This window comes from Streptomyces sp. AC555_RSS877, from assembly GCF_019049245.1.
Taxonomy (GTDB): Bacteria; Actinomycetota; Actinomycetes; order Streptomycetales; family Streptomycetaceae; genus Streptomyces.
The window spans coordinates 393,533-415,443 of record NZ_JAGMUK010000040.1 but is presented as its reverse complement, the minus strand read 5'-3'; the positions used below and the strand labels follow the sequence as shown (position 1 = coordinate 415,443).

Genomic DNA, 21,911 nt, shown 5'->3' with positions numbered 1-21,911 from the left:
CCCATGGCGGCACTGCGCCGACCGGTTCAGTCCCGGCGTACGTCCACGTCACCGTTGACCGTGGTCAGGGTCATCTTGGGGCCGTGGCGGGCATCCCGCGTGGGGACGGCCACCGTGGCGCGACCGTTGTCCGTGCCCGCGGTGACCACATAGGCAGGGGCTGTGTGCGGGACGCTGAGGCCGACCGAGCCGTTCGTGGTCGTCGCGGTGACGCTCGACGGCGCGGTGGCGCACGCGAGGATCACGTCCCCGTTGGTGGTCGCCGCGTAGAGCCGGTCCGTGTCGAGGGCCGTCGCGTGCACCGAGCCGTTGCGGGTGGACAGCCGTACCGCGGCGTCGTCGCGTCCGGAGCGGGTGACCGTCATGTCGCCGTTGACGGTCGTCAGGTCCAGCGCGGCGGCGATGCCCGCCACGTCGACGCCCGCGTTGCGGGCACTGACCGTGACGCGCACGCCGTCCGGGACCTTCACGTGGGGCATGCGGGGGCAGGCGCCCTCGCTCCGGGCCCGCTCCCCGCACGACAGGTCGAGGGTCCAAGTCCCGTCACGGCGCGACCAGTCACCGGCGACACGGTCGTCGACGGTGACTCGGCGGCCGTCGGTGGGACGTAACAGAAGCCCGTTGTCGGTCGTGATGACAAGGTGACGACCGGATGCGACAAGGCCGGGAAGTCCGGCCGCGGCCGAGCCGTTGGACTCCCCGCGTCCGTGGTCACCGCATGCCACGGCGACGAAGAGGACCGTCAGTACGACGGTGGCCGGCAGCACGCGCCTTGTCGGCATCGCCTTCATGCGCCTACGAGTGCCCCGCCCAGGCGCCGTCATGACGTCCGTCAAGCCCTCGGATCGAGGTCCTGCGGGAGGGCCCGCCCGCGGTGCGGTGCTCGGCGGCGGCGACCGGATCCGTCATCGTGCTGTAGGACTGTGCCCGATCGTGCCGGTCGGTGTCGAGAGCCGGAGCCCGGTCAACCGGCTTGCAGCGACCCGGAGTTCGCGGGTCAGCGGGCGGCGAGGAGCTCGAGCGTGTCGATCACGCGGTTCGAGAAGCCCCACTCGTTGTCGTACCAGGCGACCACCTTCACGTGGCGGCCCTCGACGCGGGTGAGGGCCGAGTCGAAGATCGCCGAGGCCGGATTGCCGGTGATGTCTGAGGAGACGAGCGGGAAGTCCGAGTACTCGAGGATGCCGGCGAGCGGCCCCTGCGCCGCGGAGCGGTATGCCTCCAGCACGTCGTCGCGCGTCACGTCGCGGGCGACGGTCGTGTTGAGCTCGACGATGGAGCCCACCGGAACCGGCACCCGGATCGAGTCGCCCGACAGCTTGCCGTCCAGGTTCGGCAGCACCAGGCCGATCGCCTTGGCGGCGCCCGTCGTGGTCGGCACGATGTTGACACCCGCGGCTCGGGCGCGGCGCGGGTCCCGGTGCGGGCCGTCCTGAAGGTTCTGTTCCTGCGTGTAGGCGTGCACGGTCGTCATGAAGCCGTGCTCGATCCCGGCGAGTTCGTCGAGCACCGCGGCCAGTGGTGCCAGCGCGTTGGTCGTGCACGAGGCGTTCGAGACGACCGCGTGTACGGCAGGGTCGTAGGCCTCCGTGTTCACCCCGAAGGCCAGCGTGACATCGGCGCCGTCCGACGGGGCGCTGACGAGCACCTTCTTCGCGCCCGCGTCGAGGTGGGCGCCGGCGGCCTTGGCCGACGTGAAACGGCCGGTCGCCTCAAGGACGATGTCGACACCGAGTTCGGCCCACGGCAGTTGTGCCGGTTCACGCTCGGCCAGCACCGTGATGCGCCGGCCGTCGACGACGAGTGCGTCCCCGTCGACGGTCACCGGACGGCCGAGTCGGCCGGCCGTCGTGTCGTAGGCGAGGAGCCGCGCGAGGGTGGCGGGCTCCGTGAGGTCGTTGACGGCGACGACCTCGAGGTCGCTGTCGCGTTCGAGCAGTGCGCGCAGCACGTTGCGTCCGATGCGGCCGAATCCGTTGACGGCGATGCGAGTCATCAGTGGTGTCCCTTCCCTTTGCCACCAGGCTCGCTCGCGGCTCGCCCCGCTGACAGTGGCGTGATCGCCACGGTTCAAAAGGTCTCGCCAGTGGTCGGTCTACTCGCCCTGTGCGAAGGTGCGCCGGTACTCACTCGGCGTGGTGCCGAGGATGCGCTGAAAGTGCAGCCGCAGGTTCGCACCCGTGCCGAGGCCGACGTCGGCGGCGATCTGCTCCACGCCGCGCTGCGAACGCTCCAGCAGCTCGCGGGCCATGTCGATGCGGGCGCGCATGACCCACTGCATCGGCGTGTAACCGGTCTCCTCGACGAAGCGCCGGGAGAACGTGCGCGGCGAGACCGCGGCCTGCCGCGCCAGTGTTTCGAGGGTGAGGGGCTCGCCGAGCCGGTGCAACGCCCACTCGCGCGTGGCGGCGAAGCGTTCGCCGAGCGGCTCGGGCACGCTGCGCGGCACGTACTGCGCCTGACCGCCGCTGCGATAGGGGGCCGCGACCAGGCGCCGGGCCGCGTGGTTCGACGCGGCGACTCCGAGGTCGCCGCGCAGGATGTGCAGGCACAGGTCGATGCCCGAGGCGGCGCCGGCCGAGGTGAGCACGCTGCCCTCGTCGATGAACAGCACGTTCTCGTCCACCTGAACGAGCGGATGCCTCGCCATCAACGCCCGCGTGTAGTGCCAGTGCGTCGTGGCGCGCTTGCCGTCCAGCAGACCCGTCGCGGCGAGCGCGAAGGCACCCGTCGAGATGGCGGCGAGCCGGGTGCCCCGCTGGTGGGCGGCGACCAGCTCGTCGACGACGGCCCGCGGCGGATCGTCACGGTCCGGGAAGCGGTAGCCGGGGATGAACACGATGTCGGCCCACACGAGCGCGTCGAGGCCATGGGCGACGTGGTACGAAAGACCGTCGCCGCCGGTCACGAGACCGGGCGCCGCACCGCACAACCGCACCTCGTACGGCATGCTCGCGCGCGTCGTGAACACCTGCGCGGGGATGCCGACATCGAGCGGCTTCGCGCCTTCGAGCACAAGAACGGCGACGCGACGCAGGCGGGAGGCTGACACGGGGACAGGGTACGCAGGGGTGCGCGCTGCGGTTCCGGGTGCGTGCGGGCGGTCGGATACCGGACGGACGTCCGGAGGACGAGGCGGCCGGGCTCACGTCGCGTACTGCATCACGAGACGGCATCACGCACATTGACGACGACCCCGACGTCTCCTATGGTGGAGGCACTTCTCGAAAGGACGGACCAGCATGAGGCCAGTCGCCCTGATCGGCGTCTTGCTCGTGTCGTGCGCCGGCCGCCGGACCTACGACGAGCCGCTCAGCTACTTCCCTCCCCGCGAGGGACTGCGCCCCGGCACGGCTGTCGGCGAGCCTCAGACTCCCTTCTGAGTGCGGTTCGTCGCCACGCGACGAGCCCCCGCCACACCGAAACGCCCGTCGTCCGTCGACGTTCGCGTTCGTCGCCCGTTGTGTCTTCGCCGACGGGTTTCCCCATCACATCTTCGAGGAGTGCATCATCGTGACCACCACTGTCGGTCTTCAGCCGATCTCCGGGCCGTCCGCCTGGCGCGGCGACGAGCTGTCGAAGTCCACCGAGTGGATCTACACCCTCAGTGACGCCGAGCGCGCCGAGCTGGAAGCCCTGGGACGGCGCTTCGTCGCCGACGACCCCGACCTGCGCACCGTCACCGCCGCCGACTACCCGTTCGACGCCTGTCGCGCCCTCAACGACGAGTGCGCCCACCAGATGGACGTCGGCCGGGGCTTCATCCTGGTGCGTGGCCTGCGCACCGAGGAGTACGGCGACCCCGTTTCCGGGGCCATCTTCTTCATCATGGGCCTGCACCTCGGCCAGCCGATCGGGCAGAGCCAGCGGGGCGACCTGCTCGACCACGTGATCGCCACGTCGAACAAAACGATGTCCGACGAGGGCGCGCTGCCCTCCCGCATTCGTGACCGGCTGCCGTTCCACTCGGACAGCTCCGACGTCGTCGCCCTGATGTGCCTGCGCGGCGCCAAGGACGGCGGTGCCTCCAGCCTGGTCAGCGGCACCACGATCTACAACGAGATGCTGCGCCGCCGGCCGGACCTCGCCGCGCGGCTCTTCGACACCTACCACTGGGACTGGCGGCGTCAGGACCCCGACTCCCCCGAACTCACCTACACCTCGCCGATCATCAGCCACGTCGACGGCATCTTCAGCACGTACGCCGGCAACTCGATGATCTTCAGCGCCCAGGAATACCCCGGTGTCCCCCAGCTGACGCCCGACCAGGCCGCGGCCATCACCCTCTTCGACGAGATCTCGCAGGAGCCCGGCCTGCCGATCGACATGGACTTCCAGCCGGGAGACGTGCAGTGGCTGCTCAACTACGCCGCACTGCACTCGCGGACCAGCTACATCGACCACCCGGAACCTGAGCGCCGCCGGCACCTGATGCGGCTGTGGCTCAAGCGCGACGTCGGCCGGCCGTTGGCCCCCCGGTTCGGCAAGCACGTCGTCGTGATGGGTGAGCCCACCACACCGCTGGTGCCGGGCGGCCGGTTCCGCATCGCCGACGCCGTCACCGTCAACGACGACTGGGGCGTGTGACGGCGTTCCCTCTCGGTGACGGCACGTCCGTGACCGCCGACGCGACAGCGCCGCTCCCGGTGCCGCTCGGACACCGGGCGCCCGACGATCGCCGCTGACCGTCACCGACCGTCCTCGTGCCACCGGGGAGAACTCCCGACCGCCGCAGCCAGAGCGACCTCTGGCTGCGGCGGTCGTCTGTCACAGCGAAGAAGCCCGGGAGCGCGCCCGGGCAGCGGGGTCGAAACGCGTCGACCGGCCCGTCGGCTCACAGTCCGTCGGGCCGGTGGTCTCACGCGCCGGCCCGGAGGCCGGGCGCGAGCGAGGCGATACGCCGGTCCCTCACGCACACGAGCCGTGTGCTGAAAGGGTCCGGCGTCCGCCTGCATCGGGCGGATGTACTCGTCGCGCGGAGGGCTAGGCGCGGATTCCTTCGGCGATGAGCACCTTCGCCGCCGTCTGCACGATGATCTCCTCGGCGGTCACACCGGGGGCGGTCTCGACGAGGAGTAGGCCGGCGTCGGTGACGTCGAGGACGCCGAGGTCGGTGATGATCCGCTCCACGCAGCCCTTCCCGGTGAGCGGCAGGTCGCACTCCTCAACGATCTTCGGAGTGCCGTCCTTGGCGGTGTGGGTCATGGTGACGATCACCCGGCGGGCACCGTGCACGAGGTCCATGGCTCCGCCGATACCAGTCACCATCTTGCCGGGGATCGCCCAGTTGGCGAGGTCGCCCCGTTCGGAGACCTGCATGGCGCCGAGTACGGCCGCGTCGATGTGGCCGCCGCGGATCATGCCGAACGACAGGGCGGAGTCGAAGAAGGCCGCGCCGGGCAGCACGGTGACGGTCTCCTTGCCCGCGTTGATCAGGTCCGGGTCGACCTCGTCCTCGTACGGGAAGCGGCCGGTGCCGAGGATGCCGTTCTCCGACTCCAGTACGACGTGGACTGCCTCGGGCAGGTGGTTGGGGATGAGCGTCGGCAGCCCGATGCCGAGGTTGACGTACTCGCCGTCGCGCAGTTCGCGGGCCGCGCGGGCGGCCATCTCGTCCCGTGTCCAGGCCATCAGACCCGCACCTCCTGAGGTGTCACCGTGAGGTTCTCGATCTTCTTGTCGGCGGCCTGCTCGGGGCTGAGTGCCACCACGCGCTGGACGAAGATGCCCGGCAGGTGGACATGGTCGGGGTCGATCGCGCCCGGCTCGACCAGCTCCTCCACCTCGGCGATCGTGATGCGGCCCGCCATGGCGGCGAGGGGGTTGAAGTTGCGGGCCGACTTGTTGAACACGAGGTTGCCGTGCCGGTCGCCCTTGGCCGCCCGCACCAGGGCGAAGTCGGTGGTGATGCCGTGTTCCAGGACGTACTCGACGCTGTCGAACGCGCGCACCTCCTTGGCCGGTGAGGCGACGGCGACGCCGCCCGCGCCGTCGTAGCGCCAGGGCAGCCCTCCGTCGGCGACCTGGGTGCCGACGCCGGCCGGGGTGTAGAAGGCCGGGATGCCGCAGCCCCCGGCCCGCAGCCGCTCGGCGAGGGTGCCCTGCGGGATCAGCTCCAACTCGATCTCGCCGCCCAGGTACTGGCGGGCGAACTCCTTGTTGCCGCCGATGTAGCTGCCGGTGACCCGGGATATCCGGCCCGCGTCGAGCAGCACGGCGAGGCCGGACTCCATCGCCCCGCAGTTGTTGGAGACCACGTCGAGTCCCGTGACGCCGGAGTCGTACAGAGCCTGGATCAGGGCTCCCGGAATTCCGCTGAGCCCGAAGCCGCCGACAGCGAGGGACGCCCCGTCGGGGATGTCCCTCGCCGCCTCGGCCGCAGAAGCGACCACCTTGTCCATCCGCCTGCCCACTTTTCTGCAGGGCGCTTGCACCCTGCGCTGATGCGAACTCGAGTTCACCATGGTTGATCCGGGGGTATGCCGGCCCCGGAGCCGGGACGGCTGCCGGTGCCCGCCCCGCCGTGTTCGGCACGGGCAGCACCGGGAACTGCGGCGCTACGCCGGCAGCTCGGTCAACAGCCGGCGGTAGATGCGCGCGTAGGCGGTCAACTGCCCCAACGACAGGGCATCGCGACGGGGGTCGTCGGCGGCCGGCCTCGCCTGCGGGCCCAGGCGCACGGTGTCGACGCCGCGGGCGCGCAGTACGACGCCGTCGGTCGATCCCGTCCAGCCGGTGATGGGCGGCGGCTTGACGCCGAACTCCTCGCACCAGGCCGCCCGTGCCGCCGTGACCACCGGAGCGTCGGCGTCCGTCGCAGCGGCCGGCGCGACCGGTTCGGCCTCCACCTCGACCGTGCAGTCGCGCAGCACCGACTTCGCGCACCGGGCCCGCAGCCGGTCGGCCAGCCCGGCCGCCAGCTCCGCCGGATCCAGCCGGTCACCGGCGACGACGTACAGATCGATCCGCAGCTGGGCGGGCAGCAGGTCCGGCTTGTCCGGCCATCCCCCGCTGATCGCGCCGATGCCGCACGCCCGGCCCGTCTGGCCGTTCTGCGGGTCGGCGGCCAGGTAGGCCGTGCGCCAGCGGGCCAGTTCGTCCAGGACGACGCCGGCCCGGGCGACGACTCCCCCGGGCGGCGTGGCCGACCGGGGCATCATCGCGGCCCCTGAGCGGCCGGTCACCCGGACGCTCAGGTAGAAGGCGCCCGGCTCGTGCCACAGCAGGGTGGGCGGGCCGCACTTGGCGACGATCGCCGAGTGCGGCAACGGGTAGGCGTCGAGGTAGGCCTCGAGGCCGGTGACTCCGCCCGAGCGGCGGTGCGTCCCGGACCCGGCGAGCAGCAGCCGCCCGGCACCCGCCTCGGCGAACGCGACGAGCGCCGCCGCCGCCGGTCCGCGGGCGACCCCGAGACCGAAGCCGGCCACCACGTCGCCGTCCACGCCGAGCGGGGCGACGGGTGCGGCGTTGCCGGTGATGAGCTGGTTGTGCGCCCCGCCGTCGTCCAGCGACGTGTCGAGGTGGGAGTACAGCAGCGGCCCCGCCCCGTGCGCGGCGATCAGGCTGCCGCCCGCGGGGCCGTGCTCCACCACCTGCCACTCGACGTGCGGCCACCGCTGCGCGCACCAGGCGCGCAGCCGGTGGGCCGCCGTCCGCTCCTTGCCGCGTGGAGCGGGGGTCGCGTCGAGCAGGTGCAGGACGTCAAGCACCTGCTGTCTCAAAAACGTCCCCAGTCGTCGGACGCCGGACGCCATACGTCGATGTTGCGCGGGTCAGCCGGCATCCTGCGGGGCCGGTGCGTCTCGTGCTCCTCCGGCGTGAGCACCCGGTGGCTGTCGCACAGCTCGAAGCGCGGGCCGAAGCGCGTGTCGTGCAGGTAGAAGGCGATCGACGTGGACGCCGAGTGGTTGACGATGTCGGAGGCGATCGGCGCGCCCTTGTACAGCGCGCGGGCGCGCATCCGCATGACGTGGTCGAGGCTCTTCATCGCGAAGCACAGGTGTGCGGTGAAGTGCTCCTTGTTGTTCTGCACCGCGAGGCTGTGGTGGTAGCGGTCCTCGCCGCGGAAGAACGTGGTGGAGCCGACGACGTAGTCCGAGGGCATGAACCTCAGGACGTTCTGGTAGAAGTCCAGCGACTCCTGGTACTTCGCGGTGGCGATGAAGGGGTGCACCAGGTCGAGCGGCCGGATCTCGATGTGCGGCGGTTCGGCGTACTCCTGGAACTCGGTGAACAGCTCGATGATGAGGCCGTTCGGGTCCTTCACGGCGAAGCCGTTGTCGCACAGCGCCTGCTGCCGCTCCTGCAGCTGCAGGACCTCGAGGCCGGCGTCGAGGACGCTCTTGTGCAGCTGCTCGAGGACCTCCTCGCTCTGAACGCTGTAGCCGACCGCGGTCGTCCAGCCGTCGGTGCGCTCGGGCGCGTGGATCAGCTCGATCGCGTGGTGCTCGATGTCGGCCCGCAGGTAGGCGTACTCGTCCGTACGCTGCTCCAGCTGCAGCCCGACGTGGTATTCGAGGAAGTCGATCGTGGCCTGCATGTCCGGAACCTCGATCCGGGCGTACTCCATGCCGTACGGGCCGTGGGGGCGGGTGCTCACGGGCGCTGTCCTTCCTGGGGCGAGCGAGGGACGCTCGGCGTACTCGAACGAGGTGATGGCCTGCCGGTCGATGACCGGTCGCCAGCGCGTGTGCACGAAGTGCTCGTGGGACTCGCTGCCGAGATAGGCGAGCAGGTCGTCCTGGCTGTCGAAGTCGACGGCCATGGTGTGGGTGAAGGTCTGGTCGCGGGTGCTGACGTTCTCGCCGAGGACGAAGCCGCGCATGGCCGGGTACCGGTCCGGGAAGGTGCGCAGCTCGGCCAGCACGGACTCGCGCGTGGCCTGGTCGATTCCGTCGGCGAAGCGGAAGGACAGGGTGTGTCGGATCATCGGGTCACCGTCCGTCGCCGGCTAGAGGATGAAGCTGAGCCGGGCGCCTGCCGCCAGCGACTCGTGGCCCAGGATCGAGCGCCGCAAGCGGAAACGCAGTCCGTCGTCGGTCGGCACCAGCACATGCTCGTACCAGCCGACGTAGGCGTCGAAGTGGCCGTCGCGGGCGCGGTGCACCACGAAGGACGCCGCCACCCGGAAGGAGTCCTCCGTGTGCTCGGACAGCCGCACGTTGGACACCAGCCGGTGCGTGCGCGAGTGCGGGTTCTCGGCGTGCGCCTTGCGGGACTTCATGCGCTTGACCCGGGCGCGCAGCAGATCCCAGTCGTCGTCGACGAACGATCCGGTCTCGTGCGGCGACCAGCCGGGGCGGTAGTCGGTGGTCGGGATCTCGTAGCGGGCGCCGGGCTCGAAGAGGGCCAGCCAGCCGTCGTAGTCCCAGTGGTCGAGGATGTCCGCCTCGGAGTAGAGGAAGTCCTCCACCTCCGGCCGGGTGATGGTGCGTCCGTGGCACTGCACGGAGTGGGTGTTGGTGATCGCGGTCATCGCACGTCCCTGCCTTCGAGGAAGGACGCCGGTCGCGCGCCGTGGACCTGGAGGCCGTCATCGAGCCCGACGGCTTCGATCCAGTGCCGCCAGAAGCCCCGCATCGCTCCTTCGTCGGTCGACCTGCCCTGCACACCCTTGACCTCGTCGGCCATGCCGCGCGACATGTCGCTGTAGTCCAGTTCGGGCGAAGCGGTGCTCGCCGTGGCCTGGATGCCGCGCTGGACCGCCTCGTACGCCTCGATGTCGTCCGGCGTGGCGAGCCCGCCCGGGCCGACGAAGCTGACGACCGTCTTCATGCGCAGGGCGCGTGCGGCCGGGTCCTCGTCGCGCGGGACCAGCTGCCAGGCGCGTACGTCGGTCTGGTCGGGCGCCACCGGCTCCAGCTGCCGGATCGACAGGCCCTCGATGTCGAACAACAGCAGGTTGGGGAACACGAACAGGATGTGGCTCTCGTCGGCCACGTGGTGCGCCCGTTTCTCCCCGAGTCGCTCGGTCATCTCGGCTCGGTGGGCCTCGGTGCGCACCCGCTCGTCCTCGCCGAAGCGCGGTTCCCACTCCATGCTGATACGTCCGCCGTGCCCGGTCAGGACCAGCAGCCCGTGACCGTTGCCGAGGTTGTAGGCGTACTGGTTGTCGTCGGTGACGGCGTAGCCGCTCTCGCGCAGGTAGCCGACGAACGTGTTGTGCGTCGGCGCGAAGTGGTAGCCGTCCATCGCGTTCTCGACGGCGAGTTTCCAGTTGCCCCGCACGCTGTACTTCTGCGTGCCGGGCAGCGTGGTCATGCCGCCGACGTGCTGCTGTTCGATCATCGTCATGTAGTCGGCGGCGTCGCCGAGGTGCTCGAGCAGGGGCGGAACGTCCGGGTCGAAGGCGACGAAGACGAAGCCTTCGTGGATCTCCAGGCGCGGCACGCCGCGCAGTCCCATGGACGCCCGGAACTCGTCGCCCGACTCGTACGCGTCGGCGTCGGGGATCGCGGCGAGCTCACCGTTGTTGCGGAATGTCCAGGCGTGGTAGAAGCACTGGAAGAGCCTGGCCGAGCCCTCGTTCTCGCGGCACAGCACGGTGCCGCGGTGCGGACAGGAGTTCAGGAACGCGTGCACCTCGCCGGCGCTGTCCCGGCAGAAGATCAGCGGTCGGCCGCCGAGGGTGCGGACCTTGAAGTCGTTGGGGTTGGGGATCTCGGTCTCGTGACCGAGGTAGAGCCAGGTGTGTGTCCATACCCAGCCACGTTCCCGAGTGAAGATCTCCGCGCTGCGGTAGGCCTCGCGGTTGACCCGGAAGGTGAGCTGGTCCCAGTTCTCCACGATCATCGGCGCTGGGACGGTCCGGGGGTTGCTTCCCATTACGGCGTATGCCTCTCACAAGTCCCGACCCGAGTGGCGTGCTGTGAGACGCCATCTCGTATGTCGCACCAGCTTCTCCTAGCACACGCGACAGTGTCAAGCAATCGATGAGGGTTGACACCCCGGCCTGACGCCGTCATCATCCATTCCATAATAGAAGACACCATCTCGCATTCTGTGCGACCGTGTGAAGGGCAAGAAGCCCGTGCCGTACGTCATCACCCAGGCATGTCTCGACATCATGGACAAGTCGTGCATGGAGGAGTGCCCGGCCGACTGCATCTACGAGGGCGACCGGATGCTCTACATCCAGCCCGACGAATGCGTCGAGTGCGGGCGCTGCGAACCCGTCTGTCCGCAGATCTCGATCTTCCACCACGAGGACCTGCCGGCCGAGGCCCAGCAGTCCCAGCGCATCAACGCCGAGTTCTTCACCCTCGGCAGCGAACCCCTCGGCTCACCCGGCGGCGCACGCAAGGTCGGCCGGGTCGGCCACGACCACCCCGAGGTGGGAGCGTGAGCGGCCTCCAGACCACCACGGGCGCCTGCCAGGAGGTCTCCGTCGACCTGCTCGTCATCGGCGCCGGCCCGACGGGACTGTACGGCGCGTACTACGCCGGCTTCCGCGGCATGAGCGTCGCCGTCGTCGACGCCCTGCCCGAGGTGGGCGGCCAGATCACCGCCCTGTATCCCGAGAAGCTCGTCTACGACGTGGCCGGCTTCCCCGCGGTCCGCGGCCAGGACCTGGTGGACCGGCTGGCCGAGCAGGCCGGGCGGTGGAACCCCACCTACCTGCTCGGCCACGGAGTCACCCGCCTCGACGACGCGGGCGACGGCATCGTCGCCACCACCGACGCCGGCGCGCGGATCACCGCGGGCGCCGTGCTCGTCTGCGGTGGGATCGGCAACTTCGTCCCCCGCGAGCTCCCCGTTGGCTCCGACTACCTGGGCCGGGGGCTGCGGTACTTCGTGCCGCGGTTGAACGAGCTCGCCGGACAGGACGTCGTGGTGGTGGGCGGTGGGGACTCCGCACTGGACTGGGCGCTGTCTCTGGAGCCGATCGCCTCGTCAGTGACGCTGGTGCACCGGCGTACGCGGTTCCGGGCCCACGAACGCACCGTCGAGCAGGTGCACGCATCCTCCGTGCGGGTCCTGACTCCCTACGAGGTCGAGAAGATCTCCGGCGACGGGGCGGTGTCGGAGGTCGTGGTCGCGGGCTCGGACGGCGACCGGATCACCCTGCCCGCCCAGTCCGTCGTCGCCGCGCTCGGTTTCATCGCCGACCTCGGCCCGATCGAGCAGTGGGAGCTGGAGCTGCGCCGTCGGCGCATCCTCGTCGACCGCACGATGCGCACGAACCGGCAGCGCGTCTTCGCGGCCGGTGACATCGCCGACCACGACGGCAAGGTCAGCCTGATCTCGATCGGCTTCGGCGAGGCGGCCCTCGCCGTCAACCACATCGCCTCCCTGCTCGACCCGGCACGCTCCGTCACGCCAGGGCACTCCTCCGACGCATGAGGTCATCGCACCGAGTGGGCACGGCGTCCCCGGACCGGCCGGTCCGGGGACGCCGGGACGCCGTTCCTGCTTTTCCCTCACATTCACCCGGCTCTCACCGTTACGCTATCCAATACGACGTTCCATTCAACGTCTTACCTTCTTACTGAGCGGGACAGGAGCAGGATTTTCATGGCCACGAAGGCGCAGCCCGGCACCGGCGAGCGAAGCGGTCCCGACACGACCGCGCCGACCATCCAGACGGTGCAGCGTGCGGCGCTGATCCTCGGCTCGTTCACGGTCGGCAAGCCGCACATGAGTCTCAACGAGATCACCGCGCGTCTCGGGGCGAGCAAGGCGACCGCGCACCGCTACACCAAGGCGCTGCGGGCGGCGAACCTGCTGCGGTACGACGAGCGCACCTCGCTCTACTCCCTCGGCCCCCAGGTACTCACCCTCGCTTCGGCCGCCCGGGCCGGCCTGCCGATCGTCGCCGCCGCCGAGCCGTACATGGAGGATCTGGTGCGGCGCATCGACGAGACGATCGTGCTGTCGGTCTGGGACGGCGAGTCACCGACCGTGGTGCGCTCGGTGGACAACACAGCCCACATGGTGCGCATCAGCGTCCGGGTCGGCTCGCGTCTCGACCTCACGACCTCGGCACAGGGACGGATCTTCCTCACGTTCCTGCCCCCGGAACAGGTACCGACGCTGCCGCGCGCGGTCCGCAAGTCGTCCGAGCTCACCGACGAGATCGCCGCGATCCGGCAGCACGGGCTGTCGGTCAACTCCCCCGCCGTCAACGGGGTCCGCACCATCGCGGCGCCGATCTTCGAGGGCGACAAGATCAGCGGGACACTCGCGGTCGTCGGCACGACGGCGACCGTCTCCGACGACGTCCAGTCGCCGATGGCCCAGGCCCTGCTGGAGACCGCCCGCGCGCTGTCGCAGCGGCTGGGCACCTCGGACAGCGCACCCAACGGCGACTGACCCGCTTGCCGGGGTGGTGCACAGGCTCACCGCCGAGGGCGGTGGGCCTGCTGTCGTGACCCGCACGTCGCTGACGGCGTGACAGATCATGGGAGACCTCCGGGACGGAGTGGATGTGTCCGGCATCCACCACCGGAGGTCTTCGACGGCTCGCGCCGATGCCGAGGAGTGCCTGACCGGCTTGGGAGCACGGCGTCCTGGAGTGCGTTGCGGAGCTGACCCGCGGGGACCGCATCCGCGTCGAGCCGCTTCAGGGTGTCGATGGCGGTTGCTTACCCGGTGCCCTTGGTTCCCGCTTCGTGGTGGGTGGGCCTGCCCGAGTCGGTCAGCGGGATGACCGTGCCCTCCCCGCCGTCGACGGCGGCGTCAGGAGGGCGCGGGTGCTGCCGCCGACGGTGGCGACGGCGACGTCCCGTCCCTCCTGCGGCCGGCGGCTCGGTTCCTCGGCGAGGTCAAGCATCCTTGGCTCCGGCGAGGATCACGCGGTCCGGCCGGATGGGCAGGTGACGGTGGCGGACGCCGGTCGCGTGCCACGCCGCGTTGGCGATCGCCGCCACCGCACCCACGATGCCGATCTCGCCGATGCCCTTGATGCCGACCAGGTCGTCCGGGTCGGGGTCGTCCACCCAGTCGACCTCGATGAGCGGGACGTCGACGTGGGCCGCGAAGTGGTGGCCCGCCAGGTCGGCACCGACCAGGCCGCCCGTGGGCCGGTCCCGGACCGCCTCCTCGTGACGATCCGGCCCGCGGCGAAGACACCGAGCATGCGCCGCACGCGCACCTCGTCCGCGTTAACGTCGACCGCGACCTCGGCCAACTGCGTCCGGAAAGAAGTGTGGCCCCGCGGTGGCCGGAGGCGCCGAGGACGGCGTGGTCGTTCTGCTCGCCGGCAAATGCGGGGACAACCGCTGCCGGGGGCGCGTTTGTTGCAGGGTTGGGTTTCCGCCGACGGTGGCCATGTGGCGCAACTGCCCCGAGGCGCCGGCCAGCACCGCCTGCGTCAACGTCGGGTAACCGCAGCGGACTTCGGGGTGCGCGGCGAGGTTGCCGTTGGTCACGGTCGCGCCGATGCGCAGGCACCCTCTTCGGTCGACTCGACTCGACTCGGTCGAGGGGCAACGTGCGGATGTCGGCTAGGACCTGCCCGCCCGATCATGTGACTGTCTGACTGATGGCTCGTTGTGTCAGGCATGAGGCGGGGTGACTTGTCGGATGCCGAGTGCGAACGGCTGCGGCAGTTCCTGCCGGTCAGCAACGGGCGTTGTGGCCGGTGGCGGGATCACCGGCAGGGGATCGACGGGATCCTGCACCGGGTGCGGATTGGGGTGCAGTGGCGGGATCTGCCCGAGCGGTTCGGACCGTGGAAGACGGTCTAGGAACGCCACCGGCTGTGGTCGGCCGACGGCACCTGGGAGCGCCTACTGCAACGGTGCAAGCCGCGGCCGACGCCGCCGGCGAAGCGCTGACGGGTGCTGTCGGCCGCTGCCCCTGCTCGTCACCGGCGGGCAGCGGGCGGACTGCCGCGTTTCCTCGTATCGGACCGGGCAGGCCCCGCACCAAGCCCGACAGCCTCACCCCGGACAGGGCCTGCAGCAACGGCCCGTGCCGCCAGTACCTGCGCCGCAGGGGCATCCGGCACACCATCCCGGAAAAGACCGACAGCCAGGCCGCCCGCCGACGCAAGGGCTCACGCGGCGGACGGCCACCCGGCTTCGACGACGAGCGGTTCAAGAAGCGCAACACCTCGAGCGGGCGATCGACAGACTCAAACAGGCCAGGGCCGTGGCCACTCGCTACGACAAACAGGCACGACACCGAAGGCCGCCTTCAGTACGTCGGCGCACCGTCACCCTCGCCCGGACTGCAGGTGCTGCGGCCGCCTGTCTGCTCCCTCAAGGGCGGCGCGGGTTTCCGTGGACAGGGTCGCCGGCGGATGCGGCTAAACGTCTGCGACGCCACAAGGTCGGCGTGGCCGTTGATGCCCGGACCCCTCCTCGCAACTCCATCAGTCCTTACGTCCGGTCGCGGCGATGGTGATGCCGAGGCCTATCAACATGAGCCCACCGATGCCGCCCACCTTTGACAGTCGTTGCGGCGACCGGGCGAACCAGTCTCGTGCGGTGGCTGCGGCCGGACCCCAACAGCCGTCGAAGACGAGCGCTATGGCGTTGAAGATAAGACCGAGCACAAGCATTTGAACCGCCGCATTTCCCTGACCGCGGTCAACGAACTGTGGCAACACGGCGGCGAAGAACACGATGCTCTTGGGGTTGGTCACACCAACCCCAAACCCTTCCCACAGGGTGCGCAGACCTCCGTATGTGTGCCCGCCCTCGGCAAAGGCAGTCGGCAGGGAACTGCGTTCGCGCCACGCCTTGACGCCGAGCCACACCAGGTAAGCGGCGCCCGCCAGTTTAAGCATCGTGAAGACGAGAGCCGAGCGTTCCACAACCGCCCCGACCCCCAGAGCCACGGCCACGATGAGCACGTAGGCTCCGAGAGTGTTCCCCAGCACAGTGGTCAGAGCGGCGCGGCGTCCTTGCGCCAGCGCCCGCCCCACGACGAACAGCACACTGGGTCCGGGGATTATGATCAACACCAGTGACATAGCCGCGGAGGCTGTTAATCGGTCGGCAGTCACCATCACAGCCTCGCCAGCACGGGGAAGTCTGCAGTCTCATGCGTCTCTAGCCCGGTGGCCATCAGATCGCCGCTCGGTAGAAGTAGGTCCGTCGGCCGATGATCCTGCCGTCGCGAACCGTGTAGGTATCCGCGAACTGCTCGTCGAGAGGTGCGCCAGTTCTGCTATTGCCCGTGAACCGGCCCCAGCAGGCGGCTGAGTCGAGGTCGCTGACGATGCGATGTACCTGATGTGTTCCGGAGGCAACAATGCGTTCGGTGCGGTAGAAATGCTCGATCTGATGCAGGCCGCGCAGGGAGTCGTATCCGGGACGGTCGTAGATGCAGAACGGCCTGCTCACGGTGGTTCTGGAGGAGAAGATCGTGAACGCGCTGCAGGAGCTCACGGAGAAGGACGCCACTGCTGAGGTCACTGTGGACCTTGAGGCTCGTGAGGTGCGCGCAGAGGGCATCACCGCTGCCTTCGAACTCGACGAGAACGCCCGTTGGCGGCTGCTGAACGGGCTGGACGACATCTCCATCACCCTGCAGAACGAGCCCCACATCGCCGCGTACGAGGCCAAGCGCCCGTCGTACAAGCCGAGGACCATCAGCTTCCAGCACTGATTTCGGGAGCCTGAGTAAGGCATAGGCCGACCGCCCGGGCGGCACTCCCGGCCCGGGTCTGTCGGCTTATAGCGCCCATGTCGGACCCAAGGTGCGGCAGTGAGCAGCCCCTCCCACCGAACACCTGCCCTGGGCCGAGTCGCCTCATCCCAAGCAGGCACCGCACTGTCCCTGGTCGCAGCCCTTCCTGGTGCCCGTCAGGTCGAGACGCTCACGCACGACGTCGGGCACGGTGGTGCAGTGGTGGCGCCCAGTGCGTACCTGTCGCCGTTGATGTCCAGGGTGACGGCGCTGGTCGTCGATGGGGCCATGATCGGCCTTCTTTCATGGTTCCGGAGTGCCGGGGGCGATCTGGCCGACGGAAGGTCAGGAGGCGTGTCAGGTGGCCGAATTCGTCGCTCTCGGTGCGGCACGGCTTGGCGGCCGCGGCCTCCGGCCGCTGGACCGAGAGCGTGGCCAGCGCCCGACGTCAGGGTGAGTGCGTCCGGCATCGGCCCACCCTCACAGGGCGCCGAGGAAGCGTGCCCACGAACGTGTCATCTGCGCCGGTCGAGTCCACGACGGTCACGTGCGGCCCGCAACCGGGTGCCGAAGACGTCGGCGCCCACCACTCCGATCATCGACGCCGTGCCGCCCACGCGGGCCGCGGCCACCGCCTGGTTGGCACCCTGGCCGCCGGGGACCGGACGGAACCCGCGTCCGATGACGGTCTCGCGCCGCGAGGCTTGTCGACGTGCGCGACGAGGTCCATGTCCGTGCTCCCGAGCACGAGGACGCAGGTCATGGGTGCAGGCCCCCCGCCAGGTGACTCGGGCATGGGTGAGCGGGTCGGGAAATCCCCGCGGCGGCGCGGCGAACTCCGCCACCGCCTCGCGGTCGGTCCAGCCGGCGGCGTGCGCCGGTCGTCCCGTCCGCTGCGGAATCCGAACCGCACGCCGATGCCGGTGGAGCAGCGGGTGCTGCCGGCCGCCGAGTTCAGTGCGGCGGCAAGCCGGCCCTTCGGTCAGGGAAGCAGGTCGGCCCGCGGCGGGACGAAGAAGTCGATGTTCACGCAGGGGGCCTCGGTCGGCTCCACGTAGTGCTCGCTGCCTCGGGGGACCAGCAGGAACGACCCCGCACGCATGTCGTGCGCGACACCGTCCACGTAGTAGTTGGCCCGCCCCTCGGCGATGTGGACCAGCTGGTCGAACTCCTCGTGCCGGTGCGGGTTGAGCGTCATGCCGACGTCGAGTTCGTGGTGGCAGATCATCATCTCGTCCGTCGCGTAGACGCGGCGGCGGACCCCCGGCCGCACCTGGGTCACCGGCAGCTCGTCCCAGTTGAGGACGGTGCTGAACAGCGCCGCGTTGCGTGTGGTCACTGGTTTTCCTCTCCGGCGGCCGCGCGCAGGGCGGTCGCCAACATCTGCAGGTCCGAGCCGACGACCAGGTAGTCGGCGTCACTCAGGCCCAGGTTCGCCGCGGCGCCCCGGACCGGCACCCAGCCGCCGAACGCCACGGCCGCCGAGCGGGCGGCCTCGCGCACCCGGTCCACCGCGGCGCGCAGCACCGCGGGGTCCGCCGGCAGGCCCAGGTCGACCGCGAGGTCGGTGCTGCCGACGAAGCACACGTCGAGAGGGGCGAGCAGATCCGGCAGAGGATCGGTCCGTGCCGTCTCGATCTGGCCGACCAGCACCGGCGGGTCGTCCTGCTCTGCACTCAGGAAGGCGGGCAGCGGGAGCGCACCGAAGCGGGCGGCCCGGTTGGCCAGGCTGACCGAGCGGCGGCCGGTGGGCGCGAACCGGGTCGCCCCCACGAGCGCCTCGGCCTGGGCGACGCGGGTGAGCATGGACAGCTGGATCCCCGCCGCCCCGGCCTCCAGCAGCCGGTTGACGGCGGGGGCGTCCACCTCGGGCACCCGGACCAGGGCCGGCAGGCCGCAGGCGTGCGCGTGGCGCACCAGGTCGACGGCGTTCTGCTCGGTGAGGGTGGAGTGTTCGAGGTCGACGACCACGAACACGAACCCGGCCGCCTCGGCCAGTTCCACCACGTCGGGCGGGGCCAGCTTGACGAACGTGCCGACGGCGGGTCGCCCCGCCGTCAGGGCCGCGCGCAGCCGGCGCCGCAGCAGGTGGACCTCACCGACGCTCATCGCATCCTTCCCGGGGCGGTCGGGCGTCTCATGCCGACGGCAGACCGCGCCACGGCACGACGTCGACCTCGGCGCCCTTGTGCAGCACGACGCTCGGCTCCAGGCGCGGCGCGAGGATGGTGTTGCCCGCGGCGTCGGGCAGGGTGACCTCGTCGGTCCAGTCGACGACGGTGACGTCGGCCCGTCCGCCGACCACCAGGCGCCCGTAGCCTTCGGTGTCGAGCCCGAGCAGCTGTGCGGGGGCGACGGTGGCCCGGCGGATGCACTCCTCCAGCGGCGCGCCGAGCGCGACCAGCTTGGAGATGCTGGTGAGCAGGTCGAACACCGGGCCGCGCCAGTTGCGGGCGCTGGTGTCCGAGCTGAGGATGTCGGGCAGGAATCCGTCGGCGATCGCCCGGCGCGCCACCTCGAAGCTGAGGTTGCTCTTGCCGTGGGCGGAGTCGAACAGCACGCCGCGCTCGCGGGCCGCCATGACGGCGGGATGCACCTGGTCGCCGTCGAGGATGCCGTTCGGCTTGCCGGTGTAGCAGTGCGCCACGATGTCGCCGGGGCGCAGGTAGTCCAGGACGACGGGCACCGGCTCCTCGGTCTCGCCGATGTGCACCATCAGCGGGAGGGACGCCTGTTCGGCCAGCGCCACGGACTTCTTCAGCAGCGCCTCCCAGTTCTCGCCGACGACGTCCTCGGACAGCCGGATCTTGAAGCCGCGCACGATGTCGGGGTGGGCCTCGGCGGTCGCGAGCGCGTCCTCGGGGACCAGGGTGTCGGGGTTGAGCAGCTCGCCGAACCTGAAGTCGATCAGGCCGAGCACCGAGACGTTGAGGAAGTTGACGATGCGCAGCGGGTTCGCCTCGACGACCAGCTTGCGGAAGGCCGCGAACGTCGAGGCGCCGGCCGTGCCGGCGTCCGCCGCGGCGACGACGCCGCGCCGCAGGTGGGCCTCCTCGGCGGGGGCGCCGACGGCGGAGACGTACTGGAAGATGTGGGTGTGGCCCTCGACGAGGCCCGGCAGCACGGTGGAGCCGGTGACGTCGATCGTGCGGGCCGCGCCCGCCGCCAGCCCTTCCCCGATCGCGGCGATGCGGTCACCGGTGACCGCCACGTCGAGCCGGGCGTTGGTGCCCGACGCCGGATCGATGACGGTGCCGCCGGCCAGGACGAGGTCGTAGGACGACGGGGAGGAGATGGGCATCGGTGTGTGCTCCAGTGTGAGGGGCGGTCAGCTGACCGGTTCGGTCAGCCGGTGGTCGTGCGGTGTGGCGTCCGCGGGACGCACGATGGGGGTGACAAGGGGCAGTACGCCGTCCACCTCGACCCGTACCTCGTCGCCGTCGGCGAGGAAGCATCCGCGGTCCTGGCCGGTGCCGGCCGGGGTTCCGGTGAGGACGACGTCGCCGGGTTCGAGGGCGGCGAACCACGACAGCCGGCTGAGCAGGTCGGCGACCGGGAAGATCATCCCGGCGCTCGTGTCGTCCTGCATGAGTTCGCCGTTGACCCAGCTCCGTACACGGATCGCGTCGCGGTCGGCGAGGTCGTCGGTAGTGCGCAGCGACGGACCGAGCGGTGTGAATCCCGGGTAGCTCTTGGCGAGGGCGGGCGTAGCGGTGGAGCGCATGACATCTCGCGCCGTCATGTCGTTGGCCGCCGTGATGCCGGCGATCGCGGGCCAGACCTGCGACTCGGACGCCTGGTACAGCCGGCGTCCGACGACGACCGCGATCTCCCCCTCGTAGTCGGGTTCGGTCGCGGCGCGGGGGATCACCACCTGGGCGCCGGGTGCCAGGACGGCGGACGACGCGGCCAGGTACAGGATCGGCTGCTCGGGCAGTCCCCGGCCGGCCCGGGCCGCCTTCGACATGTAGTTGAGCCCGACGCCCCATACCGCGCGGGGGCGGCCCAGCGGCGCCACGAGCGTGGCCTGGTCGAGCGGGATCCGCCGGCGCACCGCGCAGGACGCCAGGCCCTGCAGCGAGCCGTCCTGTTCGAGGACCGCGCCGATATACGGAAAAGCCGTGTCCAACAGGGCGATGGCCCCGTCCTCGATCCGGCCCAGGCCGGACTGTGTCGTCACCACTTGCATGACGGCATCTTTCAATGCGAGACGGCGTTCTGTCAAGCAATGCGAGACGGCATCATGCAGAGCGATACGCAGGGCCCGGTGGCGGACACACCGGCACCCCGTCCGCACGAGAGGCGGACGGGGTGTCAGGAAGCTGGTTCCGGGCTGCGGTCGGGGCGTCAGACGAGCTGCCGCTGCACCTCTGCGCTGTCCCAGTAGTCCGTGCGCCGCGTGATGAGCCCGCCGGCGACGGTGAACACGAAGACCCCCCGCACGCGTACGGGGCGGTCGTCCGCCGAACGCATCAGGAACGTCAGGACGTACGGCACCGCGGCCGACCCGCCGTCGACGAGGAAGCTCTCGGGCGCGTAGTGCAGGTCTTTGAAGTTCTCGAGGAACCCGGTCAGCGCGGCGCGGTACTCGGCGCGGCCCCTGCGGCTCTGCCCCATCGACGACGTGTGCTCGTTGACGAAGTCCTCGGCCACGCAGGCGGCCACGGCGTCGGCGTCGTGCGCGTTCAGCGCCGCGAGGTAGGCCTCGACGGCGGTGCGGGTGTCCTTCAGGACGAACCCCACTTCTTGCGGACCGAGTCGAACACCCGCTGGTCGTGGGAGATCTCGACGACGTTGCCGTCGGGGTCCTTCAGAGCGCAGATGTAGCCGATGGGATCGGGCATCTGCATCGGCTCCCAGTGCAGGCAGCCCAGCTCGCGGGCCCGGTCCGCGAGCGCGTCGACGTCCTCCCGCGCCGGCACCTCGATGCCGATGTGCGCGAACGGGTGCAACAGGCCCTGCGGGTTGCCCTTGTCCTTGTTGAACGACACCAGGACGAGCACGAACGGCGTCTCGGCCTGCTGGTCGTTGGAGAGCCAGACGCTCTCGCCGTCGGCGTCCTTGAACCGCTCGACCACGACCAGCGGAGTCAGTGCGGTGTAGAAAGCGATCGCCTTGTCGAGATCGCCGGTCGGCAGCGCGACGTGAGTCCAGCGTGCCGAGGTGAGGCCGGTGGCCACGGTACCTCCATGGTGAGTGGTTCGGATTTCTTCGAGCCTAGGTGCGGCGCACCCGCTGGTCGATGTGCTGCGGACACAACACGCAGGCCAGGGATGCTGGCCCCGCGCGACATCGGTTTGCGACCTGCCGCTGTGCGAGCCTGCGAAAGGACA

General features: G+C 70.3%; 23 protein-coding genes and 6 pseudogenes. 7 read left to right on the top strand and 22 right to left on the bottom strand.

From position 1 onward, the window contains the following. Positions 1-26: 26 nt before the first annotated feature. The 3 genes from KUM49_RS19255 to KUM49_RS19245 form a co-directional block, all read right to left on the bottom strand. Positions 27-782 carry a DUF4097 family beta strand repeat-containing protein gene (locus tag KUM49_RS19255; protein ID WP_254401407.1) on the bottom strand — a complete coding sequence of 252 codons (756 nt, stop codon included), beginning with the start codon at positions 780-782 and terminating at the stop codon, positions 27-29. 215 nt (positions 783-997) lie between these two features. Beyond that, positions 998-1,996, bottom strand: coding sequence for a type I glyceraldehyde-3-phosphate dehydrogenase (gap, locus tag KUM49_RS19250; protein WP_217238085.1), 999 nt, complete (start codon positions 1,994-1,996; stop codon positions 998-1,000). Between the two features lie 99 nt (positions 1,997-2,095). Further along, the gene (locus tag KUM49_RS19245; RefSeq protein ID WP_217238084.1) at positions 2,096-3,052 is read right to left on the bottom strand and encodes a GlxA family transcriptional regulator; all 957 of its coding nucleotides are present in this window, start codon (positions 3,050-3,052) and stop codon (positions 2,096-2,098) included. Positions 3,053-3,242: 190 nt separating this feature from the next. Between KUM49_RS19245 and KUM49_RS19240 the strand changes: the two genes are divergently transcribed. Then, complete coding sequence (locus KUM49_RS19240; RefSeq protein WP_157857388.1) at positions 3,243-3,383, top strand: hypothetical protein; 141 nt, start codon at positions 3,243-3,245, stop codon at positions 3,381-3,383. Between the two features lie 130 nt (positions 3,384-3,513). Continuing rightward, positions 3,514-4,587: a TauD/TfdA family dioxygenase gene (locus KUM49_RS19235; protein WP_217238083.1), complete on the top strand. Its 1,074-nt coding sequence runs from the start codon at positions 3,514-3,516 to the stop codon at positions 4,585-4,587. Between the two features lie 396 nt (positions 4,588-4,983). On the opposite strand, the gene KUM49_RS19230 is transcribed toward KUM49_RS19235, so the two are convergent. From KUM49_RS19230 to KUM49_RS19205, 6 genes are all read right to left on the bottom strand, one after another. After that, entirely contained in the window at positions 4,984-5,631 is a 648-nt protein-coding gene (locus KUM49_RS19230) for a CoA transferase subunit B (RefSeq protein ID WP_217238082.1), read from the bottom strand. Beyond that, entirely contained in the window at positions 5,631-6,401 is a 771-nt protein-coding gene (locus tag KUM49_RS19225; RefSeq protein WP_217238081.1) for a CoA transferase subunit A, read from the bottom strand. The genes KUM49_RS19230 and KUM49_RS19225 overlap by 1 nt, the downstream gene beginning before the upstream one ends. Positions 6,402-6,557: 156 nt before the next feature. Continuing rightward, positions 6,558-7,721 (bottom strand): hypothetical protein, encoded by a 1,164-nt coding sequence (locus KUM49_RS19220; protein WP_217238080.1) that lies wholly within the window; start codon positions 7,719-7,721, stop codon positions 6,558-6,560. Continuing rightward, positions 7,718-8,929 (bottom strand): Dabb family protein, encoded by a 1,212-nt coding sequence (locus KUM49_RS19215; protein WP_217238079.1) that lies wholly within the window; start codon positions 8,927-8,929, stop codon positions 7,718-7,720. Before KUM49_RS19215 ends, KUM49_RS19220 begins: the two co-directional genes overlap by 4 nt. Positions 8,930-8,950: 21 nt before the next feature. Beyond that, positions 8,951-9,475, bottom strand: a complete 525-nt coding sequence (locus tag KUM49_RS19210; RefSeq protein ID WP_217238078.1) for an aromatic-ring-hydroxylating dioxygenase subunit beta — start codon at positions 9,473-9,475, stop codon at positions 8,951-8,953. Beyond that, a complete protein-coding gene (locus tag KUM49_RS19205) occupies positions 9,472-10,791 on the bottom strand; it encodes an aromatic ring-hydroxylating dioxygenase subunit alpha (protein WP_217238077.1) in 1,320 nt (439 codons plus the stop codon). Before KUM49_RS19205 ends, KUM49_RS19210 begins: the two co-directional genes overlap by 4 nt. A gap of 220 nt (positions 10,792-11,011) precedes the next feature. On the opposite strand from KUM49_RS19205, the gene fdxA reads away from it, so the two are divergent. From fdxA to KUM49_RS19190, 3 genes are all read left to right on the top strand, one after another. Beyond that, positions 11,012-11,344 carry a ferredoxin gene (fdxA, locus tag KUM49_RS19200; RefSeq protein ID WP_374200174.1) on the top strand — a complete coding sequence of 111 codons (333 nt, stop codon included), beginning with the start codon at positions 11,012-11,014 and terminating at the stop codon, positions 11,342-11,344. Continuing rightward, positions 11,341-12,342, top strand: coding sequence for an NAD(P)/FAD-dependent oxidoreductase (locus KUM49_RS19195; RefSeq protein WP_217238076.1), 1,002 nt, complete (start codon positions 11,341-11,343; stop codon positions 12,340-12,342). The genes fdxA and KUM49_RS19195 overlap by 4 nt, the downstream gene beginning before the upstream one ends. A gap of 171 nt (positions 12,343-12,513) precedes the next feature. Then, positions 12,514-13,311: an IclR family transcriptional regulator gene (locus KUM49_RS19190; protein WP_217238075.1), complete on the top strand. Its 798-nt coding sequence runs from the start codon at positions 12,514-12,516 to the stop codon at positions 13,309-13,311. 325 nt (positions 13,312-13,636) lie between these two features. Here KUM49_RS19190 and KUM49_RS49805 read toward each other — a convergent pair whose 3' ends face one another. From KUM49_RS49805 to KUM49_RS48395, 3 genes and pseudogenes are all read right to left on the bottom strand, one after another. After that, positions 13,637-13,771, bottom strand: a complete 135-nt coding sequence (locus KUM49_RS49805; RefSeq protein WP_302185444.1) for a hypothetical protein — start codon at positions 13,769-13,771, stop codon at positions 13,637-13,639. Further along, positions 13,764-14,143, bottom strand: a pseudogene (locus KUM49_RS48400) (xanthine dehydrogenase family protein molybdopterin-binding subunit); the annotation flags it as partial. The gene KUM49_RS49805 and the pseudogene KUM49_RS48400, both read right to left, overlap by 8 nt. A gap of 14 nt (positions 14,144-14,157) precedes the next feature. Then, positions 14,158-14,448: pseudogene (locus KUM49_RS48395) on the bottom strand (FAD binding domain-containing protein); the annotation flags it as partial. 53 nt (positions 14,449-14,501) lie between these two features. Between KUM49_RS48395 and KUM49_RS50715 the strand changes: the two are divergent. Further along, positions 14,502-15,120, top strand: a pseudogene (locus KUM49_RS50715) (transposase); the annotation flags it as partial. 196 nt (positions 15,121-15,316) lie between these two features. On the opposite strand, the gene KUM49_RS19175 reads toward KUM49_RS50715, so the two are convergent. Beyond that, a complete protein-coding gene (locus KUM49_RS19175; protein WP_217238074.1) occupies positions 15,317-15,955 on the bottom strand; it encodes a LysE family translocator in 639 nt (212 codons plus the stop codon). A gap of 58 nt (positions 15,956-16,013) precedes the next feature. Beyond that, the gene (locus KUM49_RS19170; protein WP_217238073.1) at positions 16,014-16,292 is read right to left on the bottom strand and encodes a nuclear transport factor 2 family protein; all 279 of its coding nucleotides are present in this window, start codon (positions 16,290-16,292) and stop codon (positions 16,014-16,016) included. Between KUM49_RS19170 and KUM49_RS19165 the strand changes: the two are divergent. Beyond that, a pseudogene (locus KUM49_RS19165) lies at positions 16,273-16,557 on the top strand (3-isopropylmalate dehydratase small subunit); the annotation flags it as partial. The gene KUM49_RS19170 and the pseudogene KUM49_RS19165 sit on opposite strands and share 20 nt — an antisense overlap. A gap of 153 nt (positions 16,558-16,710) precedes the next feature. Here the strand turns inward: KUM49_RS19165 and KUM49_RS19160 are convergent. From KUM49_RS19160 to KUM49_RS19125, 8 genes and pseudogenes are all read right to left on the bottom strand, one after another. Further along, a pseudogene (locus tag KUM49_RS19160) lies at positions 16,711-16,868 on the bottom strand ((2Fe-2S)-binding protein); the annotation flags it as partial. 237 nt (positions 16,869-17,105) lie between these two features. Then, positions 17,106-17,341 (bottom strand): annotated as a pseudogene (locus tag KUM49_RS50225) (PfkB family carbohydrate kinase); the annotation flags it as partial. Positions 17,342-17,560: 219 nt separating this feature from the next. After that, entirely contained in the window at positions 17,561-17,917 is a 357-nt protein-coding gene (locus tag KUM49_RS48385; RefSeq protein WP_217238071.1) for a cupin domain-containing protein, read from the bottom strand. Beyond that, positions 17,914-18,687, bottom strand: coding sequence for an HpcH/HpaI aldolase/citrate lyase family protein (locus KUM49_RS19145; RefSeq protein ID WP_217238070.1), 774 nt, complete (start codon positions 18,685-18,687; stop codon positions 17,914-17,916). The genes KUM49_RS48385 and KUM49_RS19145 overlap by 4 nt, the downstream gene beginning before the upstream one ends. A 28-nt stretch (positions 18,688-18,715) precedes the next feature. Beyond that, complete coding sequence (locus tag KUM49_RS19140; protein WP_217238069.1) at positions 18,716-19,879, bottom strand: amidohydrolase family protein; 1,164 nt, start codon at positions 19,877-19,879, stop codon at positions 18,716-18,718. A gap of 27 nt (positions 19,880-19,906) precedes the next feature. Continuing rightward, positions 19,907-20,761: a fumarylacetoacetate hydrolase family protein gene (locus tag KUM49_RS19135; protein WP_217238068.1), complete on the bottom strand. Its 855-nt coding sequence runs from the start codon at positions 20,759-20,761 to the stop codon at positions 19,907-19,909. A gap of 164 nt (positions 20,762-20,925) precedes the next feature. Then, entirely contained in the window at positions 20,926-21,321 is a 396-nt protein-coding gene (locus KUM49_RS19130; RefSeq protein WP_217238067.1) for a nuclear transport factor 2 family protein, read from the bottom strand. Continuing rightward, positions 21,306-21,758: a VOC family protein gene (locus KUM49_RS19125; RefSeq protein WP_217238066.1), complete on the bottom strand. Its 453-nt coding sequence runs from the start codon at positions 21,756-21,758 to the stop codon at positions 21,306-21,308. The genes KUM49_RS19130 and KUM49_RS19125 overlap by 16 nt, the downstream gene beginning before the upstream one ends. Positions 21,759-21,911 lie beyond the last annotated feature (153 nt).